Source organism: Phormidium sp. CCY1219 (assembly GCF_055795085.1).
In genome coordinates this window covers 19,650-30,692 of sequence record NZ_JAYFEQ010000337.1, presented here as the reverse complement: position 1 = coordinate 30,692, position 11,043 = coordinate 19,650, and the positions used below count along the sequence as shown (strand labels likewise).

The window sequence follows — 11,043 nt, the reverse complement described above, 5'->3', positions numbered from 1 at the left end:
GCAACGATGTTGTAGGTTTCTTCCTCTTGTCCGAATTTGTAACCGTAGTTTTGAGATTCGGTTTCGGTGGTTTCGCGCACCAGAGAGCTGGTAACGAGAGAACCGTGCATGGCGCTGAACAGAGCACCACCGAACACACCAGCAACACCCAGCATATGGAAGGGGTGCATCAGGATGTTGTGCTCGGCTTGGAACACCAACATGAAGTTGAAGGTCCCGGAGATGCCCAAGGGCATACCATCAGAGAAAGAACCTTGGCCGATCGGGTAGATCAGGAACACGGCGGTAGCCGCAGCAACCGGAGCGCTGTAAGCCACGCATATCCAGGGACGCATACCCAAGCGGTAGGACAGTTCCCACTCGCGGCCCATGTAGCAGAACACACCGATCAGGAAGTGGAAAATCACTAACTGATAGGGGCCGCCGTTGTAGAGCCATTCGTCGAGGGAAGCTGCTTCCCAGATGGGATACAAGTGCAGACCGATCGCATTAGAGGAAGGAACAACAGCACCAGAGATGATGTTGTTGCCATACAGCAAAGAGCCAGCAACGGGTTCCCGGATACCGTCGATATCAACGGGAGGAGCCGCTACGAAGGCGATGATGTAGCAGACGGTCGCGGTCAGCAGAGTCGGGATCATCAGCACGCCGAACCAGCCGATGTAAAGGCGGTTTTCGGTGCTAGCGACCCACTCGCAGAACCGATCCCACAGATTAGCGCTTTCGCGCTGCTGTAAGGTGGTCGTCATAAGTTCTTATGATTGCTATTACGTTGTCAAGGTAGTCGGTAGTTGTTTTCCTACCGTGATTCCTACTTTACATCCTTTATAGATTTTTGTAAAGGGTTTTCAGAAAAAATTTTTGGATTTTTTTTAAATCTATAAATCGTTTAATAACTATTTGGCGATTTAAGCGAATGAAAGCCGCCAAAACCGTTCGGATTTAGCTGCTAAGTCGAACGGGAAAATTTTGCCGTAAAACCCTTGCCATGCAGTATTTTTAGCGCCAAATTTGCCACCGGAAAAGCGAGAATAATGTTCGTGAAGAACACTTTCACGGATCCCTTTTTTTCTGTGCCGGAATTCAAACTTTGCTAAAAATCGGTACATGACAATTTAGTTATTTAGTGAGTAAAAATGCCGAGTCTGAAAATTTCTCAGGATGAGGGACCTACCTCGGCGGTTTCGGGAGAGCAGAAAATTGGTGGAAGTTGGGGAAAAACGCCGAAAAAACCCCCAGGTTTCCACCAACCCGGGGGAGATTATCCGATGAATCGGGAAAATAGCCGAGGGATTCAACCGGGAGGCCACTTCATCTGACGTCCGCCGAGGATGTGTAAATGGAGATGGTTCACGGTTTGACCGCCATCGGAGCCGTTGTTGATGACCACGCGGTAGCCGTTGGTGAGTCCCGCTTGTTCGGCGACGCGCTTGGCGGTCAGCAGCAAGTGACCCATCAAGGCGTGGTTGTGGGACTCGGCATCAGATAATTTGGCGATCGCTTCTTTGGGAATCACCAAAATATGCACCGGTGCCTGGGGACCAATGTCATTAAACGCCAGACACAGGTCATCTTCATAAACGATATCGGCGGGCACTTCCCGGCGGATGATTTTACTAAAAATGGTTTCTGTGGGTTCAGTCATCATTCCCTCTGAGTGCTAGGTATGGGCGAGGGAGGCGGCAATGGGCACGGATGAAAATTAGCCCCCTCTCCCGCAGGCCAGATGGACCTCGACCATCTGCTAGTTGTCATCTTAGAGGAACAGTGCCCCCAACTCACCCCTGCGCCAGTTTGTAAAGAAATATTGCAAAGGGTTGCATTTTAGCCGCGATTGTGCTAATTGGAGGGCGATCGCCGTCGGCGATGGAAATACCACCGTAACGTCACATTGTCCCCCGACGGGGACTACTCCGTTCGGCTTACTTAAACCACCACCCCTGATTCCCCGACTCTTTAATCTTCACTTTAGCTTCTCCGACTTCACAGGTTTCACCTTTACGGCAATGACCTATGCCGATGATATCGTTCAATACAGCATCTACATCAACGATTGAAATTTTGAACGTTCCATCAGGAATGTCAGCACTAAACTTGCAGCGAAAAGAATCCGCACATTGGGCCGTTGAAATCAATTCAACCCGATCGCCGTCAGGCAGACATAAAGTGCCCACCAGTGGATTCGTGAGACAGATGGCAAGATCTGGCGCGCCTTTCCAGATATCCCATTCTTTTTCATTGGCTTTGAGTTCGTTAATTTCTACAGTAATCGTGGTTATTTCTGCGAAAGCCATCTGAGGATAGGTGACAACCACCCCAATCGACCAGACCAGAATCAGGAACAAAATTTTAATCAGTTTCATCAACTCGATCTTCCATGTAGGTTAAAATTCTGACAGTTTTAGCAGTCTAACGTGGAAATGAGAGGACATTTAGCGGCGCACTTGGATTGGGCTATCTTTATCGAGGCGTGAGTCACCATTAACTGAAAGGCGAGTGCTAACCGCAGAAAAAAATGGATTCGACATAGCAAGGGCGCAAAGTATTTGCTTTGATATAAGGGGGGGGGGGGAAGGCGAAGCCTCGAGGAGAACATAGATGCAGGGAAGCAGAGAAATGGGCAGAAGAGGGAGAGAGAATTAGGGATAGATTACGGTGTGAAAAGCACTATAACGACATGTCGATCGCCTGAAACAGTGCTTGAATGTGCTGAGCCTCTTCGGGATTTTGGGCTTTGTATAAGTGCAAGGCTTGACGATAGGCGGCTAACAACTGGCGGATTAAGTTTACCTTACCATTAGCGGTTTGTAAGTTCAACAATACCCAACCGAGGTTACGATAAGCGGGTGCGAACTGGGGATCGAGTTTGACCGCTTGTTCTAAATAAGTTTTCCCTGGATGCCACTGACCGAGCTTGCCCAAAACGGTTCCCAAACGATAACAAATCCAAGGATTTGCAGGGGTTTGTTGGTATCTTTCTTCATACCATTTGGCAGCAGTGGCAAAGTCATCGAGATGTTCGCAGATCAGCCCGCGATCGCGCGCCACCCAATCGGGAAGATTATCGCATTGACTGGCTAAATCGAAACTCTGACCAGAGGCGACTAGGTTGCCATTACGGTACTCGTACCACCCTTGCAATCCCAAAGCAACCGGACTATGCGGGACTTGGGCGACAAACGATCGCACTCGTCGCGCCACATCGCTGGCTTTTTTTGTCGTTACTTTATCCAATGCTGCGATCGCAAAGGGGTAAACCCAGGATTGTAACGCGATCGCCTTTTGGGGCGGTTCCTGCTGAGATTTAAAAATTGCTTGAGTCGCGGCCCTGACCACGAACTTCCACTGACGGCGGTGGAAAGCGACCCACGCTTGGACTCCCAAACCAAATGTAGAATCCGGGTCTAACCTTAAAGCTTCTTGGATGGATGTATCTGCAGATTTCCAATTGCCCTGCTTCCCCAGTGCCCAAGCGAGGTTAGCGTGCATCCAGGCGTCTTGTGGACTGAGGCTGAGACCTTGCTGTAACTGTTGCACGGCATTAGACCACTGTAAGCGGCGACAACTGAGCAACCCACATACGCCGTAGCTGCGCCCGTCCCCCGGTTGGAGTTGCATTGCCTTTCGCGCCGCAGCTTCAGCGCGATCGCCATCCAGATAGACTAACACCAGAGCCAATTCCACCGCAGCTTCTCCATTATCGGGTTCTTGCTGCAAACAGGTTTCGTAAGTGAGAACTGCATCAGTTAAATTCCCTTGCTTGAGGAAATCTTTCGCTTTTTGATGGCGAGGAGAAACCAGTTTGCCATTTAGGGCATCGATAAAATCCTCGGCGGTTTGGATGCGCTCTGTGATGGGAAAGCTCATTCCCCTTAAAATCACTCGTTCGATGTGCGGGCTGATGTTAGGGTTGAGTTTTCGGGGGGGAATCAGGGGATCCGGCTGACCTTGATGAAGGATGTTAGCGCGCTCGATCGCCTCACTGGGTAACTGTCCGGTGAGCAATTCGTACAGAGAAGCGCACAGAGAATAAATATCAGAAGCGGCCAAGCGCTTAGCGCGCAAGGAATATTGCTCGAAGGGGGCGTATCCTGGGCTGAGCGTGCGGGTCATGTTGCCGGTTTTGCCGGCGATAAATTCTCGTGCGGTTCCGAAGTCAATTAAAACCGCGCGATCGCCAGGTCCTATCATAATATTCTCCGGCTTAATATCCCGATGGAGTAATTGGTTTTGATGAACAATGCTTAACCCCTGAGCCACTTGAATCAAATAAGGAATAACTTGATGCTCGTCAAGGCGGTTTTGTGGTTCGATAAACTCAGACAGTGGCCTGCCCTCGATAAATTCCATTGCGATATAGACGGTGGAATTTTCCTCAAAACACTCATAAACCTTGACCACATGAGGGGATTGACAGCGCTGTAAATAAGCCGCTTCCTGCTTAAACTTATTAATTTCTTCCCTGCGGTCGGCGGGAGAAATTGACGTCGGCCAGAGTACGGATTTACCTTGTCGGTATCCCCCTTCCGGCCACAACTCTTTAATTGCTACGATCGCCGCGTTAGGACAGTAAGTAGCCTTGTAGGTAATTCCGAATCCTCCTTGACCGATCGCTTTTTCCAGTTTATAATTGCCCTGTTTGAGTAGGGTTCCCAGGGGAAGCTGAAGTCCGGATGCAGGAGAGGGTAAAGGGGTCTGGGGACTGAGAGAGGTGCCGCAGACGATACAAAAGCGATCGCTTGGGGCGTTGTCATGTAAACAAGAGGGACAGATATTCGTCATCATCGATCGTCTTGGTGAATGGATAGAGGATTTTTAAATGGAGATCGGATAAGATAGGGAGAATCGCTGTTTAGCCACAGTGCAAATCATGTTGCTGTCCTGACTGGGGGAGAGGAGGGAACCCGGCGTGAGGTCAGGGTGCAAATAATATGGCTCGCCTTCGGGATAATCCGAGGGTTCCCTCGGTATTACTGAGAAATTTTAAAAGATAGCTTAACTTTACCAAACGCGATTTCGTCACCGGGATTTAAAGGGGTGGGGGTGGTAATTCTGGTATGAAAGCGATGGTGTCCGTTTGGTTTGATAAAGGTTCCGTTTGTGGACCCGAGGTCTTTGACCATCCAACCCCCACTGTCGGGGTAAATTTTAGCGTGCTGAAGCGACACAGTTTCCCCACCGAAAAAGTGTTTGAGATCGATATTCACGGGGGAGTTATGGGGGTGGGATATGCCGACGATCGCGACGCCGTTTAAGGGAAATTCGGCTTGAGGGGGGTTGAGTTGTGTGGCACACAGACGTGGGGGAGTGGGTGGGGTGGTGGAGTTAGGCGATCGCGGATTTTGCCCGATCGCCTCAATTAAATCCCGAGCAGTTTGAATGCGTTGTTCAACCGGAAAACTCATGCCTTTCAAAATCACCCCTTCCAGGTGAGTGCTGATGTTCGAGTTGAGTTGTCGCGGGGGAACCAGGGGATCGGGCAATCCTTGAGAGAGAGAATTAGCCCGCTCTAATGAGGGGGTCGGTATAGTTCCCGTCAACAGTTCGTACATGGAAGCACATAATGCATAAATATCCGTAGCCGGGAGACGCTTAGTGCGAGAAAGATACTGTTCGATCGGGGCGTATTCTGGCGTGAGAATCCGGGTCATATCCCCGGTTTTCCCCGCGATAAACTCCCGGGCGGTGCCAAAGTCGATTAAGATAGCACAATTGCGGCGATCGAGCATAATATTTTCCGGCTTAATATCTCGATGCAGTAAATTATTCTGATGAACCACGGTTAAAGCATGGGCAATCTGGAGGGAATAGTGGATAACGCGCGCTTCTTCGATCGCTTTCTCCGCTTTCACCACTTGGGACAACGGAATGCCCTCAATGAGCTGCATAACCATATAAATAGTATCATTGGCTTCAAAACAGTCGTAAACCTTAGCAATGTAAGGGCAATTGCATCGCTGCAAATAAGCCGCTTCCAGTTTAAACTTTTGGATTTGTGCTTGTTGAGAAAGCGGGGAAATGTAAGCAGGCCAAACCAGGGAATTGCCTTGTCTGTATCCATTTTCTGCCCATAATTCTTTAATTGCCACTCGGGCATTGTTGGGACGATAAATAGCCGCATAGGTAATGCCAAATGCTCCTCGTCCGATAAAATTGGTAATTTGATAGGTTTCCTGTTTGAGGAATGCTCCCACCGGAAGATGAAAGCCCACGGAAGGGGTTAAGGAGGTTCTGCAGACGATGCAGTACCGATCGCCCGGGCTATTTTCGTGGAAGCAGGAAGGACAGGTATTCGTCATGGCTGAAAGTCAGAACGACGGCGGTAAGAAAGGAACTCAAGGGTAATTGGAATTGCTTTGGAAATTAACTTCCACAGGAGTGACGCGACAGCGCAATGCCAATAGAGTAGCGTTATCCGGTGCGCCGCGTTGCAAAACTCGGGCGATCGCAGTATTCACAGCGGATTGCAATTCCGTGGATGGTGAGAATAGTTCCATCAGTTCGCGATCGCCGATCGAATCCCACACGCCATCGGAACATAACAATAGCACATCTCCATCGTGCAATTGGATATCCCCAATGGCTTGCACGTAACCGTGAGGAAGCTGTTTTTTCGACCCCAAGGATTTAATTAGCACATTGCGATCGGGATGTTGCTGACTTTCCTCCACGGAAATTTGACCGCTAGCAACCAGCAGCGCCACTAACGAATGATCTTCACTCAATTGGCGAAGGTCGCCGTTGCTGAGCAAATAAATGCGACTATCGCCCACATGAGCGATCGCCAACCTGCGAGACTTCGCCAACACTAAACTTAAGGTCGTTCCCCCATTGTTTACCGCCTCCGACACCTTAGCATTGGCACGTTCAACCAGAGAAACCAGCCATTCGCTTCCCATCTCCGGATTGCGTTCCTCTTCCTGGTGCAATCCATCCAGAACCGTCTTCACCGCCAACTGACTGGCGAGTTCTCCGCGCGCCATTCCTCCCATTCCATCCGCCAGGGCCGCTAAAACTATCATATCTGACTGACCCGATTCAATCTGGGCGATTCCGTAACTGTCTTCATTGTGCAATCGTCGGGGAGAAAGGCCCACGGTGGATTCACTGGCGATTTCCCAGCTCACGCGATCGCCGCTCAGGCTATTGCGAGTTTCGATCAACAAACTTCGCAGTTGTGCTAAAGAAAAGCGATCGTCAGGAATCGGAGACAGGGAGAGGGAGAGCAGTTGGGAAAAACGGGGAATCGAACAGTCTTTCAAGTCCAGCGATCGCTCGCCCGCCAGCGATCGCCCATAAAGCGCGTGATACAACAAGGCACCTACGGTATAGGTACTCGCTTTCTCACTCGGGAGGGGAGTGGCGGCCAATTCTGGAGCGCAGTAGGTTCCCATTAATCCGGAAGTCAATGTTGTTCCCTCGGGATAAGCGCAGGTCAAATCGAAACAGCGAATCGGTTTACCGATTTCGAGAAAATCCGGGTCTAGGTCGATCGTACACCAGCGATTTTGATACAAATACCACAACAACTGACAAATTTGGGCGGTGGTGGTTAAAGCATTCACTGGGGTGGGAGAATCTGCCAACCACTGACGCAAAGTGCGTTGGGAATCGGGAAAAGCAGTGAGCAACACTAAGCGATCGCCGTCATCCCCGGGAAGCGGTTCTTCCGGATAAAACTCTTCTTCCAGATAGTCGCTCTGGTTGGCGAGTTCTCCAGACTCGGCGGAATCTGGCTCCCTCCCCGTCATCGTCTCCTCACCGGAATCGGCTGGAACGCTCTCACAAGTTTCGGCAACATCTGGCTCCTCTTCCCCGGTGATTTCCGCTTCCCCGGTGATTTCCGCCTCCTCTGTGGCGGTTTCTCCCTCTACGGTGGAAGGCGCTAACGGTTCTCGCTCTTCCCGGAGAGATAGCACCGGTAGGGTCAATTCCCTTTCCCGTTGACTGGGGAGGGAAACCCACTCCTCGGGGGCATTCTGCACCCCCGTCTCTACCGCAGCCGGAGGAGGTTCACAAAGTTCTGACAGGTGGGCAACCCGGGTTTGTGCGAGTAAAGGAGCGACCAATGCATACTCTCCCAAACCGTCCCGCAGTTGTAACTCTTGTTGCAGCAAACCGCTGGCCGGCCCGACTCGCAAGAGGCCCATTTCACCACTTCCGCTCTCTTCCGGGTGGAAACGCACCTTGAAATAGCGAATGTGACCGTTGCGTTGACCGAGATTTTCCAGAACAGTTACCGAAAACTGTCCGATTTGTAATGAAGTGTTTTCTGAAATCACGATGTTGCTTGATAGTATCAGCTAGTGAAGTTATAGTGGTTCTCAATCCTTCTGAGAGGGCTTGACGGTAGCCGCCCCGCCTCCAAACTGGAGGGGCAATTGAGGCATTCCCTCTACCGGAAAGACTGGGACGGTTTTCCGGAGGAACTGCGGTGAGATTTACCCTGCAGTTCATCCGGTGATTTTGCCTTAAGAAGTTTGAAAGGTGAATTGAACCTTAGCAAAGGCCACTTCGTCACCGGGATTTAAAGGGGTTGGCGTGGTAATTCTGGCACCAAAGCGACTTCCGCCTTTGGGTTTGATAAAGATACCGTTGGTAGAACCCAGGTCTTTGACCATCCAACCGCCACCGTCAGGGTAAATTTCGGCGTGGTGACGGGATACTGTGTCCCCGCCGACAAAGCTTTCCAAATCGATATCCACAGGTCCGCTGTCCGAGTCGAATATCCCCACGAGGGATACATTGTTTAAAGCAAATTCGACTTGCGGGGCGTTGGGCTGTTTGGCCACCAGACGCGCCGGGGGTGGGGTGGTGACGCTGGCGACGGTGGGGGTGGCTGGAGCTTCGGCGGTTTCCAGGGGCGGATCGGATGGTTCTGGAGGGGCGATGGGCACGACTTGCGGCTCGGAAACGGTGGTGGGCGGTTCCGGGGCGGGAGGCGCTGCTGCGTTCAATTCCGCACCGCAGGCTTCGCAGAATTCTGCATCGGCGGGATTGGTATCGTAGCCACAGCGGGAACAAGTGATAGACATGGTTGGATCTCCGAATCAAGATTGGGATGTCAGGGGTGGCTGAATTGCGATCGCCACAATTCAGCAGTGGGCTAACTGAATGTTAGGTTTCGGTCATTTTGCGGATTTGTTCTTCTGAGAGACCGTCATTAGCGGTGTCGGTCATTTTCACGGTTTTACCTTTGGCACCCATTTTCACGGTTTTACGGGTTCCGGAGGAGAGTTTTCGGGTTTTGCGGACTTCTTCAATGCTAAGGTTGAGGGATTGTAACATGGCATCGTTGCCGATTTTGACGGTGACTCGTTTGGCGGTTTCGAGAAGTTGTGCGGCTTGTTCGGGATTGCGATCGGCCACGGCGGCGGCGCGATCGACCAGTTGAGAGATGTTGCGCTGTTGTACGTAGCCCATGACTTCGGGATTGGGTTGGGCCATTCCTCCTTGTCCGGGCACAAATTGGACGATGAGATTTTGTGGGAGCAGTTCCCCCCGTCGCTGAATACCGGGAACATCGTAAGTTAAACCCAGTTGGGCGATGCGAACCCGCGCGCCGGCGCGGCTATCAATATTGAATTCTAGGATAAAAATGGTATCGTCATTGGCGAGGGCGCTACCCATCAGATAAGGTTCTGCATCCAGAGGGATATCGGCGCGATCGGGATAAACGCGGCTGAGTCGTTCCAAGGTTACGCCTTTGACGGTGCGAATGCTGAGTTTGAGGTTGTTGATGACTTCGGATTGTACTTGTTGGACTTCCTCGAAAATTTTGGTGGGAAGTTCGGAAATGGCAATATCGGTGGTGCCATTGTTGCTGGCTGTTTCGACGACGTTAAAGATTTTTCCTCCCGTGCGATCGCTCAAGTGGTCTAACAAGTCTTCGTTGTAGTCGCCCACGCCTAAGGCGGCGATCGGAATTCCCGCTTGGGCAAATTGTACCGCTAAGTCTCGACAGTCGCTTTCGTCAAAGGTTTGTCCGTCGGTGAACAGGAGGGTGCGCCGACTGGTGAGATCGCAGTTTTGTAGCAGGTTGAGCGCTTGTTGCATTCCCAACGCCATCCGAGTACCGCCGCTGAACGATCGCAGTTGTCCGATCGCACTTTGCAGCGCCGCAGTATTTGTGGCCACAGTTAGGGGCAGCAAAACCGATGCGCTATCGTCAAACTGCACGATGGCGATGCGATCGCGCGGGTCAGCTTGGCTGGAATTCACCAGGCGATCGAGCGCTTCGATAACTACGTCGATTTTCGGTTTTCCCACCGTGGTCTCACTGTACATCGACCCACTGGTATCGATAACAAAGGTGAAGGTGGTCGAGGGACGACTGGCGGAAACCTCGGCGTGGGGACGCAGTTTCAGCATCACAAATAATTTTTGCCCCGCTTTGTCCGCCGCGAGGAATTCGAGATGGGGAGTGATGGATACATCAAGCATAGTGTTTCCCTCGGTGATTCTAATCAAAGTTTAATGGCGGAAACGCTCCACCTTGGGGAGAAATTTGCGAAAAGTCTGGGGGGAACAAATCCGGAATCGATCGCTCTCCCGGATCCTGCAGTCGATTAATTTTCTCGAATTCAATCGGGGGTAAATCCAGGGTCAACCGGGTGGACCGATAGCCTTCTTGGATATCTTCTACCCAAGTTTTCACAATTTTTTCAAGGTGGACATCGTTAATCGAACAAGCCGTTTTCTGTTGCAGAATCAATCGCAGTTCTTCGCGAAATTCTGCCCGATTAAACAAGCGTTCGGGTTGGTTTTCTTCTTCGGTGTTTAAATCCAGATGATGAGACACATCATCATTGCCATTGGATTGCGGATCGGTTTGCAGCTTTAAGGTGTATTGAACCATAAAACTCAGTTGCATGGCTGCATTTTCTGGGACTTTATCGCATTTATAGGGTTTTTTCAGATTGGTGAGGTAGAAAGAACGGCATAAATCCAGGAGTGCGTTCGAGATTGCAATCGGCGGTAAAAATGCGATTCCTGCTTAAAGCAAGACGGGATAAATTTCATCTCTACCCAGGGGATTTCCCG

At 50.9% G+C, this 11,043-nt stretch carries 9 protein-coding genes; all 9 read right to left on the bottom strand.

Going from position 1 to position 11,043, the window contains the following annotated elements; translation table 11 throughout:
• Positions 1 to 749, bottom strand: a 749-nt coding sequence (locus AC0QH1_RS06010; RefSeq protein WP_324630027.1) for a photosynthetic reaction center family protein, incomplete at its 3' end; no start/stop codon positions are given.
• 545 nt (positions 750 to 1,294) lie between these two features.
• Positions 1,295 to 1,645, bottom strand: a complete 351-nt coding sequence (locus AC0QH1_RS06005) for a histidine triad nucleotide-binding protein (RefSeq protein WP_442957285.1) — start codon at positions 1,643 to 1,645, stop codon at positions 1,295 to 1,297.
• Between the two features lie 277 nt (positions 1,646 to 1,922).
• Positions 1,923 to 2,363: a hypothetical protein gene (locus tag AC0QH1_RS06000; RefSeq protein ID WP_324630024.1), complete on the bottom strand. Its 441-nt coding sequence runs from the start codon at positions 2,361 to 2,363 to the stop codon at positions 1,923 to 1,925.
• A 304-nt stretch (positions 2,364 to 2,667) separates the two neighbouring features.
• Entirely contained in the window at positions 2,668 to 4,785 is a 2,118-nt protein-coding gene (locus tag AC0QH1_RS05995) for a protein kinase domain-containing protein (protein ID WP_324630023.1), read from the bottom strand.
• A 185-nt stretch (positions 4,786 to 4,970) separates the two neighbouring features.
• Positions 4,971 to 6,299, bottom strand: coding sequence for a protein kinase domain-containing protein (locus AC0QH1_RS05990; RefSeq protein ID WP_324630022.1), 1,329 nt, complete (start codon positions 6,297 to 6,299; stop codon positions 4,971 to 4,973).
• Between the two features lie 36 nt (positions 6,300 to 6,335).
• Positions 6,336 to 8,282 carry a protein phosphatase 2C domain-containing protein gene (locus AC0QH1_RS05985; RefSeq protein ID WP_324630021.1) on the bottom strand — a complete coding sequence of 649 codons (1,947 nt, stop codon included), beginning with the start codon at positions 8,280 to 8,282 and terminating at the stop codon, positions 6,336 to 6,338.
• A 189-nt stretch (positions 8,283 to 8,471) separates the two neighbouring features.
• The gene (locus AC0QH1_RS05980; RefSeq protein WP_324630020.1) at positions 8,472 to 9,035 is read right to left on the bottom strand and encodes an FHA domain-containing protein; all 564 of its coding nucleotides are present in this window, start codon (positions 9,033 to 9,035) and stop codon (positions 8,472 to 8,474) included.
• Between the two features lie 82 nt (positions 9,036 to 9,117).
• Positions 9,118 to 10,443, bottom strand: coding sequence for a vWA domain-containing protein (locus tag AC0QH1_RS05975; protein ID WP_324630018.1), 1,326 nt, complete (start codon positions 10,441 to 10,443; stop codon positions 9,118 to 9,120).
• 19 nt (positions 10,444 to 10,462) lie between these two features.
• Complete coding sequence (locus AC0QH1_RS05970) at positions 10,463 to 10,873, bottom strand: hypothetical protein (RefSeq protein ID WP_324630017.1); 411 nt, start codon at positions 10,871 to 10,873, stop codon at positions 10,463 to 10,465.
• Positions 10,874 to 11,043: the final 170 nt, after the last annotated feature.

What these genes read in the sequence shown, in the direction of transcription:
- AC0QH1_RS06005 (WP_442957285.1), bottom strand. Translation starts at nt 1,645, where the DNA reads ATGACTGAACCCACAGAAACCATTTTTAGTAAAATCATCCGCCGGGAA.
- AC0QH1_RS06000 (WP_324630024.1), bottom strand. Translation starts at nt 2,363, where the DNA reads ATGAAACTGATTAAAATTTTGTTCCTGATTCTGGTCTGGTCGATTGGG.
- AC0QH1_RS05995 (WP_324630023.1), bottom strand. Translation starts at nt 4,785, where the DNA reads ATGATGACGAATATCTGTCCCTCTTGTTTACATGACAACGCCCCAAGC.
- AC0QH1_RS05990 (WP_324630022.1), bottom strand. Translation starts at nt 6,299, where the DNA reads ATGACGAATACCTGTCCTTCCTGCTTCCACGAAAATAGCCCGGGCGAT.
- AC0QH1_RS05980 (WP_324630020.1), bottom strand. Translation starts at nt 9,035, where the DNA reads ATGTCTATCACTTGTTCCCGCTGTGGCTACGATACCAATCCCGCCGAT.
- AC0QH1_RS05975 (WP_324630018.1), bottom strand. Translation starts at nt 10,443, where the DNA reads ATGCTTGATGTATCCATCACTCCCCATCTCGAATTCCTCGCGGCGGAC.
- AC0QH1_RS05970 (WP_324630017.1), bottom strand. Translation starts at nt 10,873, where the DNA reads ATGCAACTGAGTTTTATGGTTCAATACACCTTAAAGCTGCAAACCGAT.